Annotated in this window: 22 protein-coding genes and 4 tRNA genes; 13 read left to right on the plus strand and 13 right to left on the minus strand. The window is 43.9% G+C overall.

The genetic code is table 11. The features are described from left to right. Positions 1–249 precede the first annotated feature (249 nt). The gene (locus tag C8D84_RS07105; protein ID WP_109591071.1) at positions 250–1,998 is read left to right on the plus strand and encodes an AMP-binding protein; all 1,749 of its coding nucleotides are present in this window, start codon (positions 250–252) and stop codon (positions 1,996–1,998) included. A gap of 16 nt (positions 1,999–2,014) precedes the next feature. On the opposite strand, the gene C8D84_RS07110 is transcribed toward C8D84_RS07105, so the two are convergent. Then, a complete protein-coding gene (locus tag C8D84_RS07110; protein ID WP_227697748.1) occupies positions 2,015–2,356 on the minus strand; it encodes a DUF962 domain-containing protein in 342 nt (113 codons plus the stop codon). A gap of 472 nt (positions 2,357–2,828) precedes the next feature. Here C8D84_RS07110 and ppx point away from each other — a divergent pair, with 472 nt between their 5' ends. The 3 genes from ppx (at position 2,829) to tilS (ending at position 7,175) form a co-directional block, all read left to right on the plus strand. Beyond that, positions 2,829–4,355: an exopolyphosphatase gene (gene ppx, locus C8D84_RS07115; RefSeq protein ID WP_109591075.1), complete on the plus strand. Its 1,527-nt coding sequence runs from the start codon at positions 2,829–2,831 to the stop codon at positions 4,353–4,355. 226 nt (positions 4,356–4,581) lie between these two features. Continuing rightward, the gene (locus C8D84_RS07120) at positions 4,582–5,385 is read left to right on the plus strand and encodes an acetyl-CoA carboxylase carboxyltransferase subunit alpha (protein ID WP_087814733.1); all 804 of its coding nucleotides are present in this window, start codon (positions 4,582–4,584) and stop codon (positions 5,383–5,385) included. Between the two features lie 230 nt (positions 5,386–5,615). Next, on the plus strand, positions 5,616–7,175 hold the full coding sequence (tilS, locus tag C8D84_RS07125; protein ID WP_087814731.1) for a tRNA lysidine(34) synthetase TilS: 1,560 nt from the start codon (positions 5,616–5,618) through the stop codon (positions 7,173–7,175). A gap of 36 nt (positions 7,176–7,211) precedes the next feature. Here tilS and C8D84_RS07130 read toward each other — a convergent pair whose 3' ends face one another. Next, positions 7,212–7,724, minus strand: a complete 513-nt coding sequence (locus C8D84_RS07130) for a GNAT family N-acetyltransferase (RefSeq protein ID WP_109591078.1) — start codon at positions 7,722–7,724, stop codon at positions 7,212–7,214. 218 nt (positions 7,725–7,942) lie between these two features. Here C8D84_RS07130 and proC point away from each other — a divergent pair, with 218 nt between their 5' ends. Then, positions 7,943–8,776 carry a pyrroline-5-carboxylate reductase gene (proC, locus tag C8D84_RS07135; protein ID WP_109591080.1) on the plus strand — a complete coding sequence of 278 codons (834 nt, stop codon included), beginning with the start codon at positions 7,943–7,945 and terminating at the stop codon, positions 8,774–8,776. A 152-nt stretch (positions 8,777–8,928) separates the two neighbouring features. Continuing rightward, positions 8,929–9,498 carry a YggT family protein gene (locus C8D84_RS07140; RefSeq protein WP_060490268.1) on the plus strand — a complete coding sequence of 190 codons (570 nt, stop codon included), beginning with the start codon at positions 8,929–8,931 and terminating at the stop codon, positions 9,496–9,498. Positions 9,499–9,600: 102 nt separating this feature from the next. Here the strand turns inward: C8D84_RS07140 and C8D84_RS07145 are convergent, their stop codons facing one another. Then, complete coding sequence (locus C8D84_RS07145; RefSeq protein ID WP_109591082.1) at positions 9,601–10,407, minus strand: hydroxymethylpyrimidine/phosphomethylpyrimidine kinase; 807 nt, start codon at positions 10,405–10,407, stop codon at positions 9,601–9,603. A gap of 351 nt (positions 10,408–10,758) precedes the next feature. Here C8D84_RS07145 and C8D84_RS07150 point away from each other — a divergent pair. The 3 genes from C8D84_RS07150 to C8D84_RS07160 all read left to right on the plus strand — a co-directional run bounded on the left by C8D84_RS07150 (position 10,759) and on the right by C8D84_RS07160 (position 12,007). Further along, positions 10,759–10,848 (plus strand) — tRNA-Ser (locus tag C8D84_RS07150). Positions 10,849–11,035: 187 nt separating this feature from the next. Then, positions 11,036–11,112, plus strand: a tRNA-Arg gene (locus C8D84_RS07155). Positions 11,113–11,353: 241 nt separating this feature from the next. Continuing rightward, the gene (locus tag C8D84_RS07160) at positions 11,354–12,007 is read left to right on the plus strand and encodes an RDD family protein (protein WP_109591084.1); all 654 of its coding nucleotides are present in this window, start codon (positions 11,354–11,356) and stop codon (positions 12,005–12,007) included. A 62-nt stretch (positions 12,008–12,069) separates the two neighbouring features. Here the strand turns inward: C8D84_RS07160 and C8D84_RS07165 are convergent, their stop codons facing one another. The 10 genes from C8D84_RS07165 to C8D84_RS07210 all read right to left on the minus strand — a co-directional run bounded on the left by C8D84_RS07165 (position 12,070) and on the right by C8D84_RS07210 (position 21,115). After that, positions 12,070–13,050 (minus strand): calcium/sodium antiporter, encoded by a 981-nt coding sequence (locus C8D84_RS07165; RefSeq protein ID WP_060490271.1) that lies wholly within the window; start codon positions 13,048–13,050, stop codon positions 12,070–12,072. Positions 13,051–13,344: 294 nt separating this feature from the next. Further along, positions 13,345–13,725: an aspartate 1-decarboxylase gene (gene panD / locus C8D84_RS07170; RefSeq protein ID WP_045443274.1), complete on the minus strand. Its 381-nt coding sequence runs from the start codon at positions 13,723–13,725 to the stop codon at positions 13,345–13,347. Positions 13,726–13,825: 100 nt separating this feature from the next. After that, entirely contained in the window at positions 13,826–14,407 is a 582-nt protein-coding gene (gene pth / locus C8D84_RS07175) for an aminoacyl-tRNA hydrolase (protein WP_109591086.1), read from the minus strand. A gap of 196 nt (positions 14,408–14,603) precedes the next feature. Beyond that, a complete protein-coding gene (locus C8D84_RS07180) occupies positions 14,604–15,278 on the minus strand; it encodes a 50S ribosomal protein L25/general stress protein Ctc (protein ID WP_045443278.1) in 675 nt (224 codons plus the stop codon). 421 nt (positions 15,279–15,699) lie between these two features. After that, entirely contained in the window at positions 15,700–16,647 is a 948-nt protein-coding gene (locus C8D84_RS07185) for a ribose-phosphate pyrophosphokinase (protein ID WP_045452669.1), read from the minus strand. 110 nt (positions 16,648–16,757) lie between these two features. After that, positions 16,758–16,833, minus strand: a tRNA-Gln gene (locus C8D84_RS07190). A 244-nt stretch (positions 16,834–17,077) separates the two neighbouring features. Then, positions 17,078–17,153: transfer RNA gene (locus tag C8D84_RS07195), tRNA-Gln, on the minus strand. 167 nt (positions 17,154–17,320) lie between these two features. Continuing rightward, positions 17,321–18,283 (minus strand): 4-(cytidine 5'-diphospho)-2-C-methyl-D-erythritol kinase, encoded by a 963-nt coding sequence (gene ispE, locus C8D84_RS07200; RefSeq protein ID WP_109591088.1) that lies wholly within the window; start codon positions 18,281–18,283, stop codon positions 17,321–17,323. A 66-nt stretch (positions 18,284–18,349) separates the two neighbouring features. Then, positions 18,350–18,982 (minus strand): lipoprotein insertase outer membrane protein LolB, encoded by a 633-nt coding sequence (gene lolB / locus C8D84_RS07205; protein ID WP_087814722.1) that lies wholly within the window; start codon positions 18,980–18,982, stop codon positions 18,350–18,352. A 156-nt stretch (positions 18,983–19,138) separates the two neighbouring features. Continuing rightward, positions 19,139–21,115 (minus strand): tetratricopeptide repeat protein, encoded by a 1,977-nt coding sequence (locus C8D84_RS07210; RefSeq protein WP_109591090.1) that lies wholly within the window; start codon positions 21,113–21,115, stop codon positions 19,139–19,141. Positions 21,116–21,666: 551 nt separating this feature from the next. Between C8D84_RS07210 and hemA the strand changes: the two genes are divergently transcribed. From hemA to C8D84_RS07225, 4 genes are all read left to right on the plus strand, one after another. After that, complete coding sequence (gene hemA, locus C8D84_RS07215) at positions 21,667–23,022, plus strand: glutamyl-tRNA reductase (RefSeq protein ID WP_055123581.1); 1,356 nt, start codon at positions 21,667–21,669, stop codon at positions 23,020–23,022. 100 nt (positions 23,023–23,122) lie between these two features. Further along, complete coding sequence (locus tag C8D84_RS13740; RefSeq protein WP_170108286.1) at positions 23,123–23,299, plus strand: hypothetical protein; 177 nt, start codon at positions 23,123–23,125, stop codon at positions 23,297–23,299. A gap of 388 nt (positions 23,300–23,687) precedes the next feature. After that, positions 23,688–24,821 (plus strand): aminotransferase class V-fold PLP-dependent enzyme, encoded by a 1,134-nt coding sequence (locus C8D84_RS07220; protein ID WP_109591092.1) that lies wholly within the window; start codon positions 23,688–23,690, stop codon positions 24,819–24,821. A 161-nt stretch (positions 24,822–24,982) separates the two neighbouring features. Further along, complete coding sequence (locus tag C8D84_RS07225; protein ID WP_109591094.1) at positions 24,983–25,420, plus strand: YeeE/YedE family protein; 438 nt, start codon at positions 24,983–24,985, stop codon at positions 25,418–25,420. Positions 25,421–25,466 lie beyond the last annotated feature (46 nt).

Below are 25,466 nucleotides of genomic sequence, written 5' to 3' on the forward strand. Positions count from 1 at the left end.
AGGGCAGTTTTTTGATTCATGGCGTTGATTCCTTGCAAATATAGACAGTATATAGCGTTAGACCCTACGCCAGCATGAATTTTGTCCATTACACCGATTTTTACTATAAAAGATAAAGATTTTCTGACGATGACTGCATAAATGAAAAAACCAAGACTAAGACAATTCCTTCTTTGGGTGATTGCAAAATAAACAATAAATTATGCTATTCTGAGATGAATCAAGACAATTGAGCAAGGACGCCAACTGATGACTACAAGCACTAATGATATGCCTAGCAGTAATACGCCACCGTTATGGCAAGCTTCATATGAGAAATATGGAATAAGAAATAATTTAGATGTATTAGAGGACAAGCACAACCTGCTGGATTTATTGCAACCCAAGATAGATCAGCATGGTAATTCTGTGGCTTTTAGTATGGGGCCCGCCACCCTTACCTTTGCACAATTGGATATTGCCAGCCGCCGTTTTGCTGCTTTTTTGCAAGCACAAGGAATCAGTAAAGGCGACCGGGTCGCTGTGCAATTACCCAATATATTGCAGTATGCCGTGGTGTTACTTGGTTGTCTGCGAGCAGGCGCGGTATTGGTGAATGTCAATCCGATGTATACCCATTATGAATTGGCGCATCAGCTGACGGATGCTCAAGCTAGTGTGCTGATTGTCCTCGATGGTATGACCTCTGCTTACGATCAGTTAGATGATGCAGTCAAAGCGCAACTGTCATTGGTTGTACATTGTTCCGTCAATCCAAATGCTGGACCTGCTGATAACGATATTGCCTTGCTTACCCAACTTGAACTGTCGACCGATACTACTCGTCAATTCAATCAAACCAGCCAAACCACAGCCGATAATGCTGCAAAAAATATCTCAGAGCAGAGTGTAAGCTTTGCCCATATTATGAGTGCATACCACGCTGAGCAATATCAGCCTGTTACTATCGGGCGTGAAGATTTAGCTTTATTGCAATATACGGGTGGCACGACTGGCAAGCCAAAAGGTGCGATGCTCACGCACTACAATGTCATGGCCAATGTCTGTCAGTGTTATGCGATGTTTGGTCATGCGATTGAAGCGGGTCGTAGCGAGCAGATTAAAATACTCAATCCGTTGCCGCTCTATCATATCTTCTCATTTACCGTTTGCGGCTTACTAGGTATTTATGGCGGCTGGGAAGACATACTGGTCACCAATCCGCGTGATATCGATGGATTAGTCAATACCATCGAGCAGCATCGTCCGCATGTCATTCCTTCGGTTAATACCTTATTCATTGGTATGCTGCATCATCCAAAGTTTGCCAACCTTGATTTTAGTCGCTTGGCACTATCTATCGGTGGCGGCACCGCAATTATAAAAGCCGTATCTGATCAGTGGCAACAAGTCACTGGTATGATTATCAATGAAGGTTACGGCATGTCCGAAACTGCACCAGTTATCTCTTTTAACCCACCTGGTATAGATCGTTTCAACGGTAGCGTTGGTCTGCCACTTGCGATGATGAATATTAAAATCATTGATGAACAGGGTGCAACTTGTGCAATAGGTATACGGGGCGAGGTTTGTATTAAAGGCCCGCAGGTCATGCGTGGTTACTGGCAACGAGACAATGCAGATACTTTTACAAAGGATGGCTACTTTAAATCGGGTGATATTGGTGTGCTAGATGAACATGGATTTTTGACACTGGTGGATCGCAAAAAAGACATGATACTGGTTTCAGGATTTAACGTCTATCCAAACGAAGTGGAAGCGGCATTGACAGCGCATCCGAAAGTACTTGAAGTCGCGGTGGTTGGTATTGCAGATGAGCACAGCGGTGAAGTACCCAAAGCGTTTGTGGTTAAAAAGGAGTTGAGCCTAACGGTAGAAGAGTTACAAAGCTTCGCAAGCGAGCGTTTAACAGGTTATAAACGCCCGCAGTCATACGAGTTTATCGATGAATTGCCCAAAACTGCGGTAGGCAAAATATTACGTAAGTCTTTACGTTAGTTGGGCTAGTGGCGAGTTATGATCGTCCGATTTTATCAAATTTACGGTCTTTTAAGCTGAGTCTACCGCGTAGGACATCACTGTACATACGAAAGTCGCTAGCAAAGCTTTTTAAAGGAAATTTAAACGAGGCAGGTTTGTTTTTTTCAAAGAAAAAATGACCGACCCAAGCGCAAGCATATCCAGCAGCGATGCCTTTGAGTAATGGTTTTGGCGAAGCAGTTTTGACCGACTTTGCGAGTCCCAATAAGCCAAAGCTACTACCGGCGAAATGTAAGCGGCGGCAAGCCATGTTTTGATGTTCAGCTAAGTAGAAGTCATAAAATTTCTGCTTTGTTGGGCTGACGGTTGTCATCATGTTTTTTTTAGCATTGCTGACCGCTTGAGCATCGGCGTTTTTGGTAGTGTTTTGTGTGGTCGTTTGATTCATTTGTTTAGCTTCCTTGCTAATCTTTTATTGAGTATAGATATTAGGGCGAGTCATTAGGGGGCTTTCTGTTTTAATAAAGCGGCTAGGCGGTCATTAAGTAACTGTTATTTATTATAATATTGGTCGTTTTTAATGTAGCAAAACGCTATCCTTAACACAAGCAATGGATGTTTATGGCGCATTGGTTATTTTGTTGATGATGCGCTTGCTGCTTAATTAGCATTTGGGTCACTTGCCAGTGTTTGGCATAAATGCTTTAATGGCGAAAATTACGTCAAATACGTGAGCCGCTTTGCGTAAATGGCTCTAGTTGGTGCAGCTATGATGTTTATATGACCCAATCATCTGATTTTTAGCGCATATCCTCTCCCTTTTATCCAACACGGTAACGATTCCTCTTATGCCTATTGACTACCTTACAAATCCGCCGCTTGCTGATGATGAAATGATGGCAGCCATTGATATCGGTTCCAATAGTTTTCATCTGGCCATTGCGCGTCTTGACCATGGTGAGGTGCGAAAAGTCGTTTCTATGTCTGAAAAAGTCCAGCTCGCCGCAGGCTTGGATGAAAATAATATCTTAAGTGCGGCAGCTGCACAGCGAGGTCTCGACTGTTTGAGCCGATTTGTGGCGCGTTTGGATTCGGTACCACCCGAACGCATTCGCGTGGTTGCGACCAACGCTTTACGCCAAGCCAAAAATGCCAATGACTTTATTGCCCGTGCCAATAAAATATTGCCGAAACCTATTGAGATTATCGCGGGACGAGAAGAGGCACGCTTGATTTATTTGGGCGTCTCACACACCAATGCCAGTAGTGACAAGCGTTTGGTCATCGATATTGGTGGCGGTTCGACAGAGTTTATCATTGGTCAAGAGTTCGATCCGCTATTGACCGAGAGTTTGCAGATGGGCTGTGTCGCCTTTACCCAGAAGTACTTTGCCGATGGTCAAATCACGAAAGAAGCCTTTAATAATGCGATATCAGCCGCTCGCAAAGAAGTGTTAGCGATTCAGGGTCGTTATCAAAAATTGGGCTGGAGTAGTGTGGTTGGCTCGAGTGGGACGATTAAAGCGGTACGTAATGTGCTGGTATCTAAGGGCTGGGCTGATGAGCAAGAGCGCATCACTTATAAAGGTGTCAAAAAGTTAGAGAAACTGTTGCTTAAAATTGGCAACGTCGATGACATCGATTTAGAAGGTGTTAAGGAACATCGCAAAGCCGTCTTCCCAGCAGGCGTTGCGGTACTGCGTGCAGTCATGAAAGTGCTGGGTGTAGATACCATTACTTACTCAGATGGTGCACTACGTGAAGGTGTGATGTACGACATGCTTGGACGCTTTGCTAGCGAAGATGTTCGTGACCGCAGTGTGCTGGCGCTGATTAAGCGTTATTCAGGGGACAAAAAACAAGCCAAACAAGTGGTGAAAACCAGTCGTCATTTATTTGAGCAAGTGAAGGAGAAGCTCGCCCTTACCAATGATGATTGTGATTTACTCAGACGTGCGGCTTTCTTGCATGAGATAGGATTGGCCATCAGTCATAGTAGTTATCATAAGCATAGCGCGTATTTGCTTGAGTATTCTGATATTCCAGGATTCTCGCAAGTCGATCAAAAGCGTATGGCACAGCTGATGCTCAATCATCGTCGTAAGCTCAAGGCCGATATGTTAGAGCAGACCTGTACTATCGGTGGTAATCAGCTCGTTTATCTTTGTCTGCTGCTACGTTTGGCTGTACTGGCGCATCACAGCCGCAGCGATCATGAATTACCAGAATTACAGTTACAAGCCATGGATGATCATTGCTGGCAAATCACCGTTGCCGATAACAGTGAGCATTATGCTTTCTTATTGCCCGATTTGCATACTGAGATTGAGCAGTTTGCCAAATGGGGCGTGACGCTGAGCGTGGTTGAGGGCTAGGCAGCGCTGCTTTGCACTGACGATCAACATGATGCCGTTACTATTGTAATGAGTATGCTATAGATTAACGTAACAAAAGCGGCTTTGTCAGTAATGTCATGCCATTTAAGATGTGCTACTATAGCTTCTATTGAGTTTACAACTGTACTTTCATTATCTGAAAATCGATAACGATATTATTCTTAAACATAAATACATTAAGTATAATTATTAAAGGGAAGCGTCTATGAGCACTGTCTGGGATAGTGTGCAGCTTGCACGGCACGCCAAGCGTCCATTATTTATGGACTATGTTAATCAGCTGTTTACCGAATTCGATGAGCTGCACGGTGACCGTGCTTTTGCCGATGACAAAGCCATTCTTGGTGGTCTGGCACGTTTTGATGGTCAGCCTGTGATGGTGATTGGTCAACATCGCGGTCGCAGTACCCGTGAGCGTATTGCCCATAACTTTGGCATGGCCAATCCTGAAGGGTACCGCAAAGTGATTCGTTTGGTCAAAATGGCTGAGCGCTTTAATATTCCTGTGATGACCTTTGTCGATACCCAAGGCGCTTATCCGGGTATCGGTGCTGAAGAGCGCGGACAAGCGCAAGCCATTGCCGAAAGTATCGCCGTTTTTTCTAGCCTAAAAGTGCCTATTATCGTGACTATCATCGGTGAAGGCGGCTCAGGTGGGGCGTTGGCAATTGGTGTTGGTGACAAAGTCAATATGCTACAAAATAGTATTTATTCGGTTATCTCTCCGGAAGGCTGTGCCTCTATCCTGTGGAAAACAGCTGAAAAAGCACAAGACGCTAGTGAAGCCTTGAAATTAAATGCGATTAATTTATATCAAATGGGGCTGATTGATGCCGTCATTGAAGAAGGTGAAGGCGCACATATCAAGCCGCAGCCAGTCATGATCGCCTTGAAAGCACTTATTGCTGAGCAGTTAGATGAGATTAAAGATTTAGACGCACAAGCGCGTTGTGAGCTGCGTTATGAGAAGCTGAAAACCTTTAACTCAGAAGTGATGTTGCCTGCCTAATTGGTCGCTATCACACCTCTGTTACTAAGCCGCTATTCATGGACACAAAGCTTTTCATATTAGAGACTGAGTCTTAATGCTAAAATAAAAACGCGTCATTTTATGGCGCGTTTTTTTGTGGCTGTTAATATACGTCGTAACTGACGCTGTAACTGATGTCGTAGCTGACGTATAAGCTGATTCATTTATATGTCAATTCATGTATGTATGCTAAATAAATAAGGCTGATTATGACCAGCAGTGCAATCCTCCCGCATCCTATGAAGCCAATCGCAGACTTGCCTGTCGATGCCGATCTGGCACAAGCATTATTGAGCAGTATGGTTGAATATGGTGAACAGCTGCACGGTCGACGGCTTTGGCTGGCGTGTAGTGGTGGTCGTGATTCATTAGCATTGGCTGCGCTGTGTTTGCAGCTCTATCGCCAAGGTAAGTTGCCATTTTTGCCGCAATTGCTGCATGTCAACCATGGTTTGCAAGCAGATAGTGACACTTGGGCGATGCATGTCGCTCATTGGGCAGCAGTGCAGCAGATACCGTGTCGGATTTTACGTGCGCAAGTGAATGGTCATGATGAGCAAGCCGCAAGGCAAGCTCGTTATGATGTCATGCGAGCGCAACTCAATCAAGATGATGTATTGCTCTTAGCACATCATGCCGATGACCAAGCAGAGACGGTGCTGATGCGGCTGATACAAGGCGCTGGGGTGAATGGTCTGTCGGGTATGCAGCCGTGGCGTATCCAAACGCAGGGCGCACAGCGTATGGCATTATGGCGACCTTGGCTGATGGTCAAACGCGGCAATATCAGCAATTACGCTCAGCGCCTAAAGCTCCCTTATATTGATGACCCAACCAATGATGCTGGCGATAATGTACGTAGTGGGCTACGCCTCGACATCATGCCAGTATTGGCGACCTATAATTCTAATGTCATTGACAATATCGCCCGTAGCGCACAGCTATTGCGTGATGCCCAATTAATAATCAATGCACAAGCGGCAGAAGATTTACAGCAGATAGAGGTAGCATCATTACAGCTATCGTCTGCCCAGCGTGTGCTAAGTATAGACAAGCTACAAGCATTACCCATTTATCGTCAGCGGCAACTATTGCATCATTGGCTCGGTCAAGATGAACCGTTACCGCCTGCTAAGCAGCTGGTCGATGATGTATTTATGCTAAGCCAACGTGGAGATGCTGATCACCAAACGGCGCTTTTTTGGCAAGCTCGTAAGCAGTCCTATACGATTTGCCGCTACCGTCAGCAGCTTTATCGTTTAAGCAGTGAGTGGCGCAAGTGGTTAGCATTACCGCTTACCAAACAGATTCAACCCTTATCTGATTTTGTTGTGGCTGATGCTGATTCAGCGGCTGCCCAGCCTGTGTCAGTTACCTTACGCAGGGATAATAAATTGACTTGGCAAGCGCAAATGATGCCAAATGCCTTGGCAGAGCTATTAGACAGCGACCAAGATGGTGATGAGAAGTTTGAGATTACCTTTGCACCATTAGGTCGTCAACAGCGTGTGCAAACTGCATTGGCATCACGTCCACAAGCGGGCAAGAAACTATATCAAACGCTTGGTGTACCTGTATGGTTGCGCGAGAGTTTGGTGGTGGTCAGTGCCGTATCCGTACAGCAGGATAAAGAGTGGCCATTATTGCTGGTTTCACCTTTTGAGCGCTGGATACTAGGGACGAGTAGATCGCTAATAGACACGATAGACAATACTGGTGTTTTAGATAGTGTTATTAGAAACAGTCTAAGCATCAATAACGCTTTTTAATATTGGCGATCTAAATCTTTGGGAAGGTCAGGTTATCTAGGACATTAGGTCAACAAGTTTTCTAACCATTTTGATATCTATTATTTGCGTGCTTTTGTAGCATTCTTCACTCTTTTCGCCATTAGCTACAAAGCGAAATTTTTGATAGAAATCAATAGCAGCCACATTATTTTCTAATACCCATAAATAAAAATGGGCATGGATATGAGATTCTAAGAGAGCTTTCAATGATACTGTCATTAATTGAGTGCCTATACCCAATCCTTGGTAGTCGGGCAAAACATACAACGTGGTAATTTCATAATTTTTATTATTAACGAAGTAGCCAATAAACCCCAAATTATGATGATGAGCATCATATGCTATCCAGACAATAACATCAGGATGCGCCATTAACTCCTGCCACATTTTTGTCTTATTACATAAGTTGTTTTTATCATTGATATAGGACACTGGTAGCAAATCTAAATAGGCTACATGCCAACTTTTGAAGTGAATGTTAGCAATGTCTGCATAATCCTCTGGGTTAGCTTTACGAATGAAAAACATATTACTCTCCGTCACTGATTTTATATAATGCCCTTGTTAATTTAACCGTTTGGTTGTGCAATAGTCCATGGTAATTAAGTGGTTCAACGGAGCTTACAGCCGGGCTAGATGCCGTCAATTTATCAAACGATGCCAGTAGCAGTATGGTAAACTGAGTGTCATTTTACCTATCATTATGTTAGTTTGAGTACCTTTGGATTGTTGAATAGGAGACATGTATGTCAGTATTAGATAATAAGAAAATCAGCTTTATCGGTGGCGGTAATATGGCGCAGGCTTTGATTAGCGGGCTTGTCAGCTGCGGTGTCAAACCGAGTTTAATTACCGTTGCTGATCCTAGTAGTGAGGCGCGTGAGCAATTGGCTGCTAAAGGATTGAACACGGTTGATCCAACTGCTGATGCAAAAGCTGCCGTTATCGATGCTGACATTGTGGTGCTGGCGGTCAAACCGCAAGTGATGAAAGCGGTAGTCAGTAGCTTTGCGGATATCTTAGACAAGCAGCTGGTGATTTCAGTGGCAGCAGGTTTGTCAACTGAGCTTCTATCTGACATGTTGGGTGGCTATGACAATATCGTCCGCGCGATGCCAAATACCCCTGCAATGATTCAAATGGGCGCAACGGGTCTGTACGGTACTGATAATATTTCTGCTGAACAAAAGCAGTTAGCAACGGCGGTGATGGAAGCATCAGGTTTGGTCATGTGGGTCGATAATGAAGAACACATGCATGCGGTAACCGCCGTATCAGGGTCAGCACCAGCGTATATGTTTTACTTCATTGAATCGATGGTCGATGGGGCAGTCGCTCTTGGGCTGGATAAAGAGCAGGCTTCAGCGCTCGCTATGCAAACCATGCTAGGCGCGGCAAAAATGGCGATGAATAGTGAGGATGCACCTGCTGAATTGCGTCGCAAGGTTACCTCTCCAAATGGGACAACCCAAGCCGCCGTTGAGTCAATGCAAGCCAATGATATCGGTGGTCAAATCGTTGAGGCTATGCAGGCTTGCTATGACCGTAGCCAAGCCTTGAGTGAAGAGATGAGTAAATAATCATCCCTATATCAGGCGCGTTATTTGCTACAAGCGCATGACGCGCCTGAGCACCAATATTAAGCACCAATATTAAGCACCAATACCAAGCACCTAGTAATGACAGTCGTCATCCCAAAACCTGTTAATAATGTCACATTGAGTAGCACTTCATGAACAACATGTTATTTCAAATCTTTGATTTGGTCACCACCTTCGCCATGATGTTGGTGTTTATTCGCTTTATGCTGCAATTTGCAGGGATGGATGCCAGCAATCCCATGATTGCGCCTGCCTACAAAGCAACGCACATTGTCGACGTGTTTGGGCGTATTTTTCCAACCGTCGGGCAAGGGCGTATCAGTATTGCGGCTATCGTCTTGATGTTTTTGATTCGTTTGATCGATATCTCTGGAAAAGCAGCACTGACACATAAAGGTATCGCTCCTGTACCGTTATTTTTCACTGGTACTATCAGCTTGGTATTAGACTTTTTACGTATGTGTCGCTATCTCGTCATTGGTTCCATCATTGTCAGCTGGATTGTGGTATTTACCCAATCTCAGCATCCGATTATTGGTATCATTGTCAATTTAGCGGAGCCAATCTTGGCACCATTTCGTCGAATCACGCCAAACTTGGGCATGATTGATTTATCACCAATGGTCGCATTCATTGCTTTTATTTTGCTTGAGATGTTTATTGGTGGCTTTGCCGCGAGCTTCATGCCGATGTTGGGTTGAGCTGGATTAATGGTCACTTGAAAGCTGCTATCTAATATTACCAATAGCTATCTAAAAAAGGGCGCTCTACGAGATATAGAGCGCCCTTTTTTTATTGATCATTTAGCGGTTATGCTGAAAGTCTATAAAACGATTGGGTATTAATTGGGCTTGCTCATTATTAGGGTGCGGTGCATCAGCGGCACGCAGCGTCTGGGTAATCCAGCTGTCTGCGGCCCTTACTGCATCGATAAGCGCATCACCCATTGCTAAGCGTCCAGCGATAAAGCTGGCAAGCGAACAGCCAGAGCCATGAAATTCGCCTGTTAAGCGCGGCAAGGTGCTTTTATGTACCATCTCACCCTTTATATACAAATACTGCTCTATATCGCCGCTATCAAAGTCGTGTGAGGTTTTTACCAATACGGCATAAGTGCCTTGAGCGCATAATTTTTGCGCGCCAATATGTAAGTCTTGCTCACCGCTTAATGCGCGTAGCTCATGAGTATTCGGTGTGATAAGGGTCGCGTATGGTAACAGCTCTCTAAATGCGCTAACGAGCGTCTTTTCATCGCCCAAACTGCCACCACTATTGGCAACCAATACGGGATCTAATACAAATGGCGTATCAGCGGTGATAAGGCGCTCGGCAAACAATTGAGTCAGCATAGCGATATTATCAGTCGTACCCAACATACCTGACTTAATAGCTGCAACAGGCAAATCATCGAGTACTGCGGTGGCCTGATCCTTTACCAAATTTGCTGCACAAGCTTCAAAACCAAAGACTTGCTGCGAGTTCTGTATGGTAATAGCTGTACAAGCAATGGCAGCATGCGCACCTGCTTGACCGATGGCCTCTATATCCGCTTGTAATCCAGCGCCGCCTGAGGGGTCTAATCCTGAAAAACACAGTACCACTGGTCGCATAAAAATTCCTTTGACATAATCTAAAATGAGTAACAAATACTATAGACACCCACTGCTAAAAAAGCCATAGTAGGCGAGAGATGGTACATAGACAATCCATTAATTAATCAATTAACAACAACCCAGAGCGTGCTGACTAACTTAAATATCGTTTTACTAGTTTTTATTGATATTTGAGCTGCTCAAGAGGCTATGAAACCATGTAAACAAATAAATATGATAAAAACTGCATTAAATTCGTAGACAGTGCTTGCAATTCGTTTTGGCTTTGCTATAATACTCGCCCACGGGATAAGACGTATTATCAGCAATAATACTATTTTTTAGAACTTAAAAAGTCTTACATCGTTTGGTGAAGTGGGTGAGTGGCTGAAACCAGTTCCCTGCTAAGGAACCATACGTTTGCGCGTATCGAGGGTTCGAATCCCTCCTTCACCTCCATTTATTCGGTTTTTAGTAGAGTAGTAACGCGATATAAAAGCGTTAATAATCTTCTATTTTATTAAAGCAAAAAATAATTTGATTTTAATAAAAAAAGATGTTGACACAAGCGAAATTATCTATATAATAACCAACCTAATTTGCTGCAATTGTTTCTTAACAACGCAGTAAATGATGTGCAAAGTACGCGCTTGTAGCTCAGTTGGATAGAGCACTTGGCTACGAACTAAGGGGTCGGGAGTTCGAATCTCTCCAAGCGCACCATTTGCATCATCAATTCTTTAACCCAGTTAAAGAAACATTAAAATAATCGCCTGTCTTATGACAATTTGGCGATTTTTTTATGTCTGCAATTTCTGTGTTATAGTTTTATGAGCTGATGAGTCATACGACATGGTTATACCACATTGTTATATGACTTACGGCATCTTAGGATAATGTACGATAGTACAGTGAATTACGGTACAATAGAGCCACTATTCACTGCTTGCTATGAGCTTGTACCATGTCAAAAAGTTTACCTAAACGACCTACCAAATCTTATGCTAAAACTAAAGCATCAGCACGCCATGCCTCTGAAAGTGAAGAGCTAGCGATTGCTAAACCTGGCACCCGTATGGCAGCCATTCTCTATGATGGCATGTTGATTTTAGCGTTGTTGTTTTTGGTCGGTACCTTGCTAACCGTGATTGGTACATTGCTGACCATGAATACCGGTACAGACTCTTCTCAAGCGCAATCGCTGCCAACGTGGTATCAAAACGTTGTTATGACGCCGTCTTTTATACTGACGTTAGTCGGATTCTATGGGATATTTTGGCGTCGCGGTGGGCAGACATTAGGTATGCAGACTTGGCGGTTAAAGACGATCAATAGTAATGGTCATTTGCTAACATGGGGACAGTCATTTAAGCGGATTTTAGCGGCCAGTATCATGCCACTTATATTTGGTATCATTGGTAGTGTCATCGATGGCTCGCGTGCTGTTCTGTTGACCAGTGCCTTTTTGGGCTTTGTCTTTAACTATGCTTTTTGCCTCTTTAACCCACGTGGTCTCGCAGTGCAAGATATGCTATCGAATACCATTACCTTAAAAATGCCAAAAACAGAGAATGAAGGACTATGGCGGGTGATTAGAAATCGCAAGCAAGGAAAATAGACCACATTATCATCGCCATAGTCTGTTCATAGATTTTTAGGTCTGTTAATACACTCTAAGCGTTACAGGTTGACGGTTTGTATCAGCCATAAAGTATAGCCGACAAAGAATAAGACCAAAGTCGATCCAGAAGTGCGACCGAATGGACGCTTACTCATAAAGGCAAACCCGCACAATACCAAGAGTAATAAGGTGACCAATCCCATCGCCACTATATCGCGTGATAAGATAATTGGACTGACTGTGATTGGCGCTATAAGCGCTGCGAGACCAACGACGCCTAAGGTGTTAAATATATTAGAGCCAATAATATTACCCAGTGCCATGTCGTGTTCGCCTTTACGGGCGGCTGATAGGCTCGATACCAGCTCAGGTAACGAGGTCCCCACAGCAACAATCGTCAATCCAATCACCAGTTCGCTCACGCCCCACAGCGTTGCCAATTCTACTGCACCCCAAACTATAGCTCGCGAGCTAATGACCAGTAAAAGCATGCCGATAACTAAGCTGATTAGTCCCCGTGTTAGGGTTTGTTCGATATGTTCAGCATCGACGCTTTCAGCTATGGGTTCCCCTTCGTGCTCATGGTTGCCTTCACGTAAGCTTAGTACAATCTGAATGCCTAAAGTCACCACCAGCAGCGCTATCAACACAATCGCATCTGCTTGGTCTAATTGCCCATCACGCAGCTGCCATGCGGCGACCATAGTAATCAATACTAATAGAGGTAAATCACGCTTGATGATGCCCTTACGAATGATAATAGGGCTAATCAATACGGTTGCACCCAATACCAGCGCAATATTGATGATGTTTGAGCCATAAGCGTTGCCTAATGCCAAATCAGGGCTGCCTTCTAGTGCCGCCAATACTGACACGACCATCTCAGGGGCGGATGTACCGACACCCAAAATCAACACACCTATTAAGAAACTGGGGACGTTGAATTTTTTTGCCAAGGCAGTGGCGCCATCAACAAAAAGGTCTGCACTCCAAACAAGAATAGCTAGTCCGATCAATACTGCAATAACTGCCAACCACATCAGTCTGTTTCCTTATTAGTGTTAATACCAAACCTAAAAATACGCTTAGCCGTGTCAAATTCATTTAGCCTAAAAACATAGCACTGACATTTATTTTTCTGACGACTTCATCTTTTAAGAGTGGTATAAAATGTGAATTTGCCATATAAAAATGGCATAAAAAAAGCTGAATCAGAATGGAGATTCAGCTCTCATATTAGCATAGCGGTTTTGGTTGGATAATAAGAATAACTTCAACAGCTTAGTCGATTATTTATCCTTGCTTTATCCAAAAATCTTCGGTGTTCTGGTGCTTTAAGCCACTTGTACCGGAATGATGTTTGCTGTGTCTTTTACGGTGTTATCTTCGTTGCAATACACCAGTTTTGGCTGGTAGGTTGCCGCTTCTACTTCATCAAAATGAGCATAGGCACAGATGATAACGATGTCGCCTAAATCTGCCATGTGAGCCGCCGCACCATTTAGCGAGATGATACCAGAACCCGCTTCAGCGCGGATAGCGTAGGTGCGAAAGCGCTTGCCATTGGTCACATTGTAGATATCGATAGACTCATTTTCGCGCAGACCAGCAAGATCTAATAAATCACCATCGATACCGCATGAGCCTTCGTAATGAAGTTCGGCATGGGTGACGCGCGCACGGTGTAATTTGCATTTAAGCATATTAAGTAGCATAGGTTGCTTCCTTAGCGTAACTGAGATTAATGATTCAAATCAAAAGGTTAATGGGGGATAACTTGCTAAAATAAAAGGCTATTATGGTTAAAGCATGATTTTATTCTGGCAGTTTGAAGCCATTAATTTGTGAACGTGCTTTTTCAATATCGCCATTTAGTAATAATGGTAGCGCTTCAAACGCTGCTGTCAGAGCGCTATCAATGGCAATCTGTTCATCGGGCGCAGCTTTTGAGAGCACATGACCACTAACTTTAGACTTATGACCAGGATGACCAATACCAATACGCAAACGATGGAAGTCGTTGCCGATATGAGGGGTGATATCACGCAGACCATTATGACCGCCATGACCACCATTCGTCTTAAGTTTGATACTGCCAGCTGGAATATCGAGCTCATCATGAGCAATCAGTAACTCATTATTTTCAATGCCATAAAATTTCACCATCGGCACCACTGACTGACCAGACTTATTCATAAAGGTGAGCGGCATCAATAGACGTACGTCATGCCCATGAATCTGCCCACGTCCTGTGATTCCATGAAACTTTTTATCATGAGAGAGGGTAATGTTGAACTGCTGAGCCAAGTGATGGACAAACCAAAACCCTGCATTATGACGTGTAAACATATACTGCTGACCAGGATTACCAAGACCGACAATAAGCTTTATGGCCATAAAAACACCCTGCTTAAATTGAATAAATGGGGCATAAGGTTTGCGATTATGCTATTTATTCATAGCATATCTGTTATTTTTCAAACCTTACTTACAAAAACAGCAGGAGATATTTATCACCTGCTGTTTTTTGACTAAACAAACCTTGTATTACATAGCAGACGCTAGATTGCGTGCTCTATGTAACCGTGGTTTATTATTCGCCGTCTTTGTCTTCAGTACCTTGCTCAGTAGCAGGTACGTCAGCAGCATCAACTTCTTCAGCGTCTGCGTCAACTTCTTCAACCGTTGGTGGCTGCATGTTAACGATAGTACGGTCGTGAGCATCTTCCATGTCAAGATCAAAGATGATAACGCCTTCAGGTAGTTTGATGTCTGATAGACGGAATAGATCACCGATTTCCATGCCTGATACGTCAATTTCTAGGTATTCAGGTAATTGTGATGGTAGGCAAACGATTTCGATATCAGATACTAGCGTTGATAGAACACCACCAGCTTTAGTACCAGGTGCTTCTTCACGACCAGCAAAATGCACAGGAACGTTCATGTTGATTTTCTGACCTTTTACAACGCGCTGGAAATCAGCATGCATTGGGAAGCCTTTAGCTGGATGGCGTTGCAAGTCTTTGATAACCGCTTGATGCTCTACGCCATCAACATTGATGGTCAAAATGTGTGAGAAGAACGCTTCGAATTCAAGTGACTTTACTAGCTCGTTGATTTTGATAGAGATAGACGTTGGCTCTTCGTTACCACCATAGATGATAGCAGGAACTAGATTCTGCTTACGTAGGCGGCGGCTCGCACCTTTACCTTGTTGCTCAGCAGAACGATCAACAGCGTTTAGTTCAAAATGATTAATGCTCATGGATATAATCCTATAAAAAGAATGATGAAGTGTCTGGTCATAAAAAAGTGGATTTGCGACCAATCCACTAATACGTGATGATAGCTAACATTTATGATTGCTAATAAAATTCGCAATTGCTAAATGTAGCCATTTGCTCATCATAACGATTTTTTGGATAGTCATTATCATGACAATCGTTACTTTTGGGCATGATCAGCACTTTTGAGAATGCCAACCTAATTAAATCGAACAAATGGTTGGCACAGGCGCGCATTATACGTGATTTTGTAGTAATAATAAAGACCTACGCAAAATGACTGTGCAGCGCCAATAGGCAAAAAAAGCGTCAAGTAAAGATACTTGACGCTTTTTTTAAACTTAAGCAGTGTTTTATAACGAGCATTGCCAACAGAAAGTAGAGCAAGTGCTCATTAAAAATCTAAGCGTCAAACATGGCGCTGATAGATTCTTCGTTATTGATACGGCGTAAGCTTTCAGCAAGCATCGGTGCGATACTCACTTGGCGGATTTTGCTACAGGCTTTTGCCGCTTCAGACAATGGAATCGTATCGGTAACAACGACTTCGTCTAGCGCAGATTCGCTGATATTTTGTAGTGCGTTGCCTGATAAGACAGGGTGCGTAATATAAGCCAATACGCGACGTGCACCGTTTGCTTTCAATGCTTCAGCTGCTTTACATAGCGTACCTGCGGTATCAACCATGTCATCAACGATGACGCAATCACGGTCACGAACATCGCCGATGATGTGCATGACTTGCGACTCATTGGCACGGGCACGGCGTTTATCGATAATCGCCATGTCAGTATCGCCCAACTGTTTAGCCATAGCACGCGCACGCACCACGCCGCCTACATCAGGTGAAACAACCATGATGTTGTCGTAATCTTGTTTTTGTAGGTCATTCAATAGCACAGGCGTGCCGTAGATATTGTCTACAGGAATGTCAAAGAAACCTTGAATTTGGTCTGAGTGCAAATCAACAGTCATCACCCGATCGATACTAACGATATTGAGCATATCAGCAACGACTTTAGCAGAGATAGGCACACGAGCAGAACGTGGACGACGGTCTTGACGGGCATAACCGAAGTAGGGCATGACTGCTGTAATGCGACCCGCACTAGAGCGACGCAGCGCATCGGCCATCATCATGATTTCCATCAAATTGTCATTGGTTGGTGCACAAGTTGGCTGCATGATAAACACGTCTTTACCGCGCACGTGTTCTTTGATTTCTACGGCGATTTCGCCATCAGAAAAACGCGTGATGTCAGCTTTACCAAGAGGTATATGGAGATGATCGGCTACGGTTTTTGCTAATTCAGGGTGGGCATTACCCGTAAAAATCGCCAAATAAGGCATGACAGAAGTCCTATTGATTGACTCAAGCAGCGACCGCTAAGCAGTGTCAAACTGCTCAAATTCAGAAAAGAGTGGTGAAAAGTTTTGATGACTACTATTACAGTAAAAAATGGCAGGGGTAGCTGGACTCGAACCAACGGATGTCAGGATCAAAACCTGATGCCTTACCAACTTGGCTATACCCCTGTAATGTCTAGGCTGTGTACGTTGATATCTAATAGCAACTTTTAATAAAAGTCATTGTTAGAATAGCGTCACGACCTGTTCGCTATATTGTAAACGGATAAACCATTTAAAACATAACTGTTCCCTAGCGGTGTCCATTGCGAACTATACCGAAACTGGGATGACGTTGTCAATGTCAATAAGATAAGCGGCTATCTATAAACCACCTATGATCACTGCATATCAAACGCTTCGTACTAAAAAATGGCAGGGGTAGCTGGACTCGAACCAACGGATGTCAGGATCAAAACCTGATGCCTTACCAACTTGGCTATACCCCTATTGAGGCGACCTATTATAATTAAATTTTCAGAATTTGCAAGTCATTTGCGGCTTTTTATGGCGTTTATTGAAAAATAGGTTAAAAACAAAACGAATATTGGGTCAATAAAACGCTTTACGTTGTATCTATAATCATTTTATCTTCGTACTACAGCTCAAATCTAACTCATAGATTACGAACTAAATAGGCAGAACAAGGCGCCTCTTCAATCCACTTTTCTAAAAGTGCTTTGTCAGTAGCCACGCTTACATCCAAAGGCAAAAACACCGCGCTACCAGAGCCTGTCATTCGTGCTGTGCCGAGTGCTTGCGCTTTTAACCCTTGCAAGTAACGTAATGCTTCGCTGACCGTATGGGCGAGGCTCGTCACCACTGGCGTAAAGACATTGTGATAGGGCGTGTTTAAATGTTGTACATAGTCAGCTTGTTTATTTTTAATTGTCTCAACCGATAGCACAGCGATATCACGTTGTAATTTAGGATGCGCGAACAGCTGGGTAGTATTAACGTGAGCATTGGGCGTCAATACTAAATACTGCTGGTCGGGCAACTTGATTGCGGTTAACTGCTCTCCAATACCCATCGCAATCGCATCCTGACCAAAGATGAAGATTGGCACATCTGCGCCAATAGTGGCAGCAATTTTTATCAGCTCATCTTGCGTCAATTTAAGCTGCCAAATTTCATTAAGTGTCATCAATGTCGTTGCGGCATTGGATGAGCCGCCACCCAAGCCTGCACCCATCGGCAAATGCTTATCTAAAGCGATATGCACCTGTGCTAACTGCTCAGGTAGAGTATTTGACTGTATGACAGCCGCTAGCAATGCACGTGCTGCTTTAAATATTAAGTTGTCTTCTATATTGATAGTTATAGTCTCTGCACCAGCCAATATTACAAGTTGGTGACAGAGCTCATTGGCATCTAAGGCATTATCTACCGTAGAAATCACCACATCATCCGTGACTGAAAAATGCAAATAATCGCCCCAATCGAGCAAGCGAAACACGGTTTGCAAATTATGATAGCCATCAGCACGCTTACCTGTGATATGCAAAAATAGATTAATCTTTGCCGGTGATAAGCGGGTGATGGTGGAAGTAGGCGTAGCGGCTAGGTTTTTAATCATAATGTTTGGTTGTAGACGGCTATGGTAATAAGTAATAAGCAGTTTTCATCGTATTTACGTGACGTCTTAATGATTGATCGTCATTACTACCTTATTGCCTTGTGGCAGCACGGCACTGATTTTATTTGGTAACTTATCAGACCCTTTATAGGTGAAGCTTGCGGTCCATTCACCATTTACTGAGCTGATTAAACGATTTTGATCATCGAGCTGTGGTGCGCTATCGGAAGGCGCTGGGCGACCAGATATCCAATAGGGCATTTGTGAAATAGGCGCTTGCCACCCTGTGGCTTTTTTGAGCAAAGTCTCAGGATCATCAGCAGTTAAGGTACCTGTTTTTTCGCTGACTAAAGTGGCGGTTTGACCATTATACTCGATGTTGGTTTTACCAATGCCGAGCGCGCCGATCAGCTCAATGGCAAAGCGATCATTCTGCTGCCCCCATGCATAGAACGCACTACCACCTTGAGTGCCTGTGGTGTCATTGGCGGGCATCGTCACACCAATTTTGCCAGTGATATTAAAGTTCTCAAGCTTTTGCGGTGGCTCAGCGTTTTGACCTTGTAAAGTCGTGCTGGGTTGGTTAGTAGCGTTGGCTGTTTTTAGTGATTGACAACCAGACGTGATGACGAGCGCGGTTGTCACGGCAGCGAATAGCGCCAATTTATTAGGCTTATTAGCATGGACCAATACTGACATGATGTTTCCTCAAAGATAGACAAATTTACGAAATCATTGTTTCGAAAATAGATTAGCTTAATGGTTGTATGTTACTCAGTTATGCGTGGCTGTTAGTATCTTATGAGTGCCTTGTAATCATAGCACGCAACGATTTGTCCACTATAAAACGGCGGGTCAGTAAAGTTGTATGCGGTCATTGATATTGTGTTGCCCAAATGAGAAGCGCTGCTGCAAGTCTGCGAGTAATGCCTCGACTTTTTCATTGTTGCCTAAACCTTGATAAGCGCGCAGTAGTAAGCTGCCAGAGCGCAAGGTAGGAAACACATCGTAAGGGGTTTGTAGGTAGTCGATGACTTGTTGATAGTTTTCATTGGCCAATGCATTACCAGCCAGCACATTCAGCGCTTGCAGGTGCAGCTCATTGTCATAACGTGGGTCATCATAGCGAATTTGAATAATCGCGGTGGCCAATGCCAATCCTTGTTCAGAGCTGCGTTCATTGGCTAGCAATAACTGCGCGTAACTGAGCCGGTAGGAGAGGTTGGTTGGGTCAAGTGTTTGCAGATGATTGAGCAAGGTGCGCTTAACGATATAGTCGTCTTTGTCGTCAAGGAGCTGGGCGCGTGCAAACAAGAGCATCTCATTATCAGGATACTTGCGAGCAGCTTTGGTTAGTAGGCGCAGGGCTTCTTCGGACTCATCTTGCTGCCATAAAATATCAGCTTGCAGCACAAAGGTATCTGGCGCAAAGACGTTGAAGTCTTTACGCAGTTTTTCTAAAGTAGCAATCGCCGCATCTACATCGCCGTTAAGCAATTCAAAAGCCACTACTTTTCTACGAGCTTCTAATACCAAGTCTTCTTGCATGACACCGTTGAGATAGTATTTGGCTTGGTCAAAGTGCTGCTGACGCTCGGCACTGATGCCAAGGTAATAATAAGCTTGATCAAGGTAAGCGGGGTTTTTTGCGAGCATATTGAGTAGCTCATCGGCACTGTTATATTCTTCGATATCTAAGCTCACCAATGCAGCCAACAAAGTAATCTCGGCATCATCAGCAAAGCGACCATGGGCATCCAGCAATAATTGCCACGCTTCTTGGCTTTGCTTTAAGTCAAGCAAGTAGCGAATCTCATACAGATAGAGACTTTTACTATCGGGATTACGCAGGCGTGCTTGGCTCACATAATTGACGACGGTTTCAGCCGTGACGATTTTGCGCAGTATGTCTGCCTTTAGCGTAATAAAAGGTACATAGTCAGGCTGGCGTTCTAGCGCCCGATTGATATGGACAATGGCAATCTCAGGCTCGTTAAATTGGTAAAGCAACCCTGCTTTCAATACCGACAATGAGGCATTCTGCTCGCTATCTAGTGGTTGCAAAGCAGCAAGTAATTCACGTTTATCTTCATCATTGTTTGGATAGATACCGATAAGGATTTCGCTTAAGTCCGCTCGAGGGTCATAAAGCAAAATACGATTCAAGGTTTCACCAGCTAACAGATAATCGTGTGCTCGCAGGGCCAAATGCGCCACATAAAACCAAGCAGGCACGTGATCCGGATTTTGGTCTTGCCATGACTTAGCAAATTGTAACGATTTCTCAACCCTTTCAGTGCGTAAAGAAAGGCTAAGTGCTCTTTCAAACACGGCAGTTGCATCATCTTTAAATGCTTGCTGCTTATAGATGGTAATCGCTCGTTGTCTATCACCGCGATCTGCTGCGAATTCTGCATCAAGCAGCGCATACAGGCTAGGCTCTTTGAGCTCAGGTTGCCATAAGGTAGTTGGCGCTAACCCATTAATATTGGCGACATTTTCTATTGGTTGTGTATTGGCAGGAGCAATTGCTGGTAGCGTTGAGCGGCTATTATCAATACCGTCGCTACGGACTGCCTTGTCGTTCTTATCAGTAATGGATAGTTTGGGTACATGGGCTTCAATGGATAGTTTGGGTACATGGGCTTCGAGCGAGATATCAGGATGACTGGCATGAACGGAAGACGATCCTAAGCATAGGCAAAAGGCCAACGACAAGGTTAGCTTATAACGCTGGCACAGACGTTCGATAACCGCATGCAATAGAGCACGCAGATTAGATTGGTCGTCATGCGCAAGTTGTGATCGAAATAATGACCCAAAAAAAATCATAGATAACCGTATTCGCCCATTGTTCATCTATATCGATAAGACAATTTTATTTTAATCATTTCAAACTAACTATTGGTAACGAGTACCCATGCCTGACATTATAAAAGCAGACTGATGGGATAAACAATAGTGCCCGTGTTACTCCGTTATTAATAGCCGCCGCTCTACCAAGTCTTTGCTAACAAAGTAGGATTGGCCGATAACCTGTATCAACGAGGTATTTCATTGGTTGTAAGTCTTAGCCTAAATATTGTGAAAATATAACAAGTTAACGTCAAGTAAGCGAATGATTTCTATCCATTTCTATAAGCACTCGCTAAAACATAGATATTGGTTTTAACAATCGTATCGGTAGTTGATTTGTTACTCATGTGCCCAGATACAAGCAAATAGCTATCATCGATAGCTGAGTGTTAATTAAAGCTGGCAATAATGATATAATAAGCGGCTTTTAAAGTCTTCCTTTCAGCGCTGTCGTCTACAACTGTCTTTTAAAAATAATGAGATAGCGTGGGCTGGCAGGTGAGCGTCATGTTTATGGTCTATCAATAATGAGATTAGTGGTCATTGGGGTCAATCACAAAACTGCACCAGTCGCTCTGAGAGAGCGTTTGGCGCTTGTGGGTGACGATGTGAATATCGCGCTCAAACAATTAGAGGCCTTTACTGATGGCAGTGTGATTGTTTCGACTTGCAATCGTACGGAAATCTATGCGCTTGTGCCGCAGCTAGCAGAGCCGCAAGATGTCCCCTCTATGTCTGCTAATGGCGCGGTTGGTGCTCAGACATCTTCGGCGGCCATTAGTGCTCATATCTTAAAAATTAAAGCGTGGCTTGCTGACTTTAAGCAGTTGTCACTGTCTGAGATTGATCCCTATCTTTATGTACACCGTGACACTCACGCGCTGACCCATTGGCTTAGGGTCGCCGCAGGGCTTGACTCTATGATATTGGGTGAGCCGCAGATACTCGGTCAAATCAAGCGCTCAGTACAGCTCGCGCAAGAACAAAAAGCCCTGAGTAATCAGCTTGGCTGGATTATCGATCAAGTATTTGCTGCTGCCAAACGCGTACGTAATGAGACCCAAGTGGGTGCTCAAGCGGTATCGCTTAGCTATGCGGCCGCCAAATTGGTGACGCAAATATTTGATGATTTACCCAGTCGCACATTGCTGGTGGTCGCGGCAGGTGAGATGAACCGTTTGGTTGCCACCCACATTGCTGGGCTTGGTGTAGGTCGCGTGATTATTTGCAACCGCAACCCTGAGCGCGCTGAAGCGCTGGCAGTGGAGCTGCGCCGCGCAGGTCACTTGGTAGAAGTCAGACCTTTGCAAGAGTTACCACAAGTTTTAGCAGAAGCCGATATCGTTAGTAGCTGTAGCGGTAGTATGGATGTGTTGATCGATAAAACCATGACTTTGCGCGCGCTGAAACATCGTCGTTATCAGCCCATGTTGATGATTGACTTAGCCGTACCGCGCGATATTGACTCGACCATTAGTCGTATCGATGATGTTTATCTCTACTCTGTCGATGATTTACAACACGTGATCGCTGGAAATATTGAACAGCGGAGGCAAGCAGCAGTTGATGCAGAATTGCTCGTTAGCCAATTAGTCGTTGAGATGGATCGCAGCTTTCAAGTGCGCCAAGTCGGTAAAGACATTCAGCAGTATCGCGCGCATACGCAGGATCAAGTAGATAAACTCCTGCATGAATCCATTGCCAAGCTACAACAGGATAATGCCAGTCCTGAAGATATTATCATTGAGCTGTCACGCCGCCTGACGCAGACGCTAACCCACGCACCATCGAAGCTTATGCGCAAGGCTGCCCGTGAAGGGGATAGTGAGTTGCTAGACTTTGTGGTGTCTGGGCTGCAAGAGGCTCATCGCGGACGTCGATAGCCATTATGGACTGATCAAAAAAACATAAGTGGCGCAAACGTTATTATTGCGCAAACATATCGTTGTCAACCTGCATTATCAGTGCTAATATCAAGCTGTTATGAGTATATTAAGCGATGATAATCTTTTGTTATATGCGAGCGGTTATTCTCCAAAAACCTTAGTGTATATGTTCTCGCTTGATGCCTATTCATCTCATCAGTTGTTAGTGACCATTATTAGCCTACCACCGCGTAGCCCCTATAGTGGCGCACCTGTTCTGTACGACTTTGTCTAAAATCAATAAAAACACGGCGTGCAAAACACAATCACCAACGGCAATAGCGCTAGGATAAAGTGCTATATCGTCAACCCTGCGTCATGCTCTCGACTATTACCCAATATTAATATTCAGTTAATACTACCCATAGTAGTATCTAGCTGCTATGCAATCTAACGACTATGCTATTGGTCAGCAATGCTATTTGATAGCCAGATTATTTAACAAAAACGTTATTTCACACCCATGTTATCTAATAGAAGCATTATTTGGCTAAGTTGGCGAACAGTAGTTGTCTAGATTGGTTAGCGTTATTAAGGCAGGTTGGTTTAAGAGAGTATCTGGATTTTGCTATAGCCAATGCTTGAGAAAATTAAACTATCTAACTATAAACTAGGAGCTTCCTATGACTGCATTACGTCAAGATATTGATCCAAACGGCTTATTAGAATACTCAGTGGTCTATACTGACCGCGCCTTAAACCACATGTCAAAAGTCTTTCAACAAGTGATGAATGACTTATCTAGCGACCTAAAATCCGTGTATAACGCCGAAGCGGTGGTGATTGTGCCGGGTGCTGGCACTTATGGAATGGAAGCCGTTGCGCGCCAATTGGCCAATGATGAAGATTGCCTCATTATTCGTAACGGTTGGTTTAGCTATCGCTGGACACAAATTTTAGAAAAAGGCAAAATCGCCAAGTCGTCTACGGTATTGACGGCACATCGTGAAGAGGGTGAGTCACCAAAACCATTTGCCCCCGTTGATATCGATGAAGCCGTTGCTAAAATTAAAGCAGAGAAGCCAGCAGTGGTCTTTGCGCCGCACGTCGAAACCTCATCGGGTATTATTTTATCATCAGACTATATCAAAGCGATAAGCGCGGCTGTACATAGCGTTGGCGGCTTATTGGTCATTGATTGTATCGCTTCAGGTTGTGTGTGGTTGGACATGAAAGACTTGGGTATTGATGTTCTCATCAGCGCCCCGCAAAAAGGGTGGAGCAGTACTCCGTGTGCAGGCTTAGTCATGCTAAGCGCTGCGGCAATCGAAAAAGTAGACAATACAGAATCAGATAGCTTTAGCTTAGACTTAAAGCAGTGGTTAAATGTCATGCGCGCCTATGAAAATGGCGGTCACGCTTATCATGCCACCATGCCAACCGATAGCTTACGTCAATTCCGCGATACTATTTTAGAGTCAAAAGAGATTGGCTTTGATAAATTGCGTGACGCGCAGTGGCAATTGGGCAACCGTATTCGTGAAGTATTAGCCGCTAAAGGCATTGAAAGCGTTGCGGCAAAAGGTTTTGAAGCGCCAGGCGTTGTGGTTGCTTATACCGATCGCGATGATATGCATAAAGGCAGTGCGTTTGCCGAAACAGGCATGCAAATCGCTGCTGGTGTACCGCTAAAAGTTGGTGAGCCAGATAACTTTAAAACGTTCCGCTTAGGTTTATTTGGTCTAGATAAATTGACCGATGTAGACGGAGCGGTACAGCGTTTTGAAACTGCACTTGATGAAGTATTGGCGAAATAATATCTTTATCTCGTAAGATGTTCTTTAAGTAAAAAGAATACTGAGCCCGTGTAACGAGGGTTCAGTATTTTTTTACCTATTTATTATATTTTATAATATAATGTATTTATATAAAACGACATTCAAAACTGTTTTGATAAAAATTGGCTTAGGTAACTATTATGAGTATACAAATAGACTGGCAGGCATTTACGCCAATTTCCTTGGTAGGCGGGCTGATGCTAGGCGTTGCAACGGTCATCTTGCTATTGGGCATTGGTCGTATTGCGGGTATTAGTGGTATTTTCTCAAGTCTTCTTAAACCCAAGTGCGTCGAGATGTGGCAGGTGTTATTCATACTTGGTCTTGTTATCTCGCCATTACTTTATGGTCTGGTAAAACCGTTACCTGATATAGAGATTAGTAGCTCTTTGCCACTGCTTATTGGGGCAGGATTGCTAGTTGGTTTTGGGACACGTTTGGGTTCAGGTTGCACCAGTGGACATGGTATCTGCGGTAATGCGCGACTGTCGCCACGTTCGATGGCGGCGACGGTGACCTTTATGTTATTTGGTATTGTGACCGTTTATATTGGTCGTCATGTCTTGGGTTTGATTTAAACATCACATAGAAAGTACGTTGCGAAGAAAGATTTTAGTACTATTA

It is taken from the genome of Psychrobacter immobilis (genome assembly GCF_003148585.1).
GTDB lineage: Bacteria > Pseudomonadota > Gammaproteobacteria > Pseudomonadales > Moraxellaceae > Psychrobacter > Psychrobacter immobilis.

Excerpts from the sequence above, each read along its gene's own strand:
- C8D84_RS07105 (WP_109591071.1), top strand. The coding sequence starts at position 250 with ATGACTACAAGCACTAATGATATGCCTAGCAGTAATACGCCACCGTTA.
- C8D84_RS07110 (WP_227697748.1), bottom strand. The coding sequence starts at position 2,356 with ATGATGACAACCGTCAGCCCAACAAAGCAGAAATTTTATGACTTCTAC.
- ppx (WP_109591075.1), top strand. The coding sequence starts at position 2,829 with ATGCCTATTGACTACCTTACAAATCCGCCGCTTGCTGATGATGAAATG.
- C8D84_RS07120 (WP_087814733.1), top strand. The coding sequence starts at position 4,582 with ATGAGCACTGTCTGGGATAGTGTGCAGCTTGCACGGCACGCCAAGCGT.
- tilS (WP_087814731.1), top strand. The coding sequence starts at position 5,616 with ATGACCAGCAGTGCAATCCTCCCGCATCCTATGAAGCCAATCGCAGAC.
- C8D84_RS07130 (WP_109591078.1), bottom strand. The coding sequence starts at position 7,724 with ATGTTTTTCATTCGTAAAGCTAACCCAGAGGATTATGCAGACATTGCT.
- proC (WP_109591080.1), top strand. The coding sequence starts at position 7,943 with ATGTCAGTATTAGATAATAAGAAAATCAGCTTTATCGGTGGCGGTAAT.
- C8D84_RS07140 (WP_060490268.1), top strand. The coding sequence starts at position 8,929 with ATGAACAACATGTTATTTCAAATCTTTGATTTGGTCACCACCTTCGCC.
- C8D84_RS07145 (WP_109591082.1), bottom strand. The coding sequence starts at position 10,407 with ATGCGACCAGTGGTACTGTGTTTTTCAGGATTAGACCCCTCAGGCGGC.
- C8D84_RS07160 (WP_109591084.1), top strand. The coding sequence starts at position 11,354 with ATGTCAAAAAGTTTACCTAAACGACCTACCAAATCTTATGCTAAAACT.
- C8D84_RS07165 (WP_060490271.1), bottom strand. The coding sequence starts at position 13,050 with ATGTGGTTGGCAGTTATTGCAGTATTGATCGGACTAGCTATTCTTGTT.
- panD (WP_045443274.1), bottom strand. The coding sequence starts at position 13,725 with ATGCTACTTAATATGCTTAAATGCAAATTACACCGTGCGCGCGTCACC.
- pth (WP_109591086.1), bottom strand. The coding sequence starts at position 14,407 with ATGGCCATAAAGCTTATTGTCGGTCTTGGTAATCCTGGTCAGCAGTAT.
- C8D84_RS07180 (WP_045443278.1), bottom strand. The coding sequence starts at position 15,278 with ATGAGCATTAATCATTTTGAACTAAACGCTGTTGATCGTTCTGCTGAG.
- C8D84_RS07185 (WP_045452669.1), bottom strand. The coding sequence starts at position 16,647 with ATGCCTTATTTGGCGATTTTTACGGGTAATGCCCACCCTGAATTAGCA.
- ispE (WP_109591088.1), bottom strand. The coding sequence starts at position 18,283 with ATGATTAAAAACCTAGCCGCTACGCCTACTTCCACCATCACCCGCTTA.
- lolB (WP_087814722.1), bottom strand. The coding sequence starts at position 18,982 with ATGTCAGTATTGGTCCATGCTAATAAGCCTAATAAATTGGCGCTATTC.
- C8D84_RS07210 (WP_109591090.1), bottom strand. The coding sequence starts at position 21,115 with ATGATTTTTTTTGGGTCATTATTTCGATCACAACTTGCGCATGACGAC.
- hemA (WP_055123581.1), top strand. The coding sequence starts at position 21,667 with ATGAGATTAGTGGTCATTGGGGTCAATCACAAAACTGCACCAGTCGCT.
- C8D84_RS13740 (WP_170108286.1), top strand. The coding sequence starts at position 23,123 with ATGAGTATATTAAGCGATGATAATCTTTTGTTATATGCGAGCGGTTAT.
- C8D84_RS07220 (WP_109591092.1), top strand. The coding sequence starts at position 23,688 with ATGACTGCATTACGTCAAGATATTGATCCAAACGGCTTATTAGAATAC.
- C8D84_RS07225 (WP_109591094.1), top strand. The coding sequence starts at position 24,983 with ATGAGTATACAAATAGACTGGCAGGCATTTACGCCAATTTCCTTGGTA.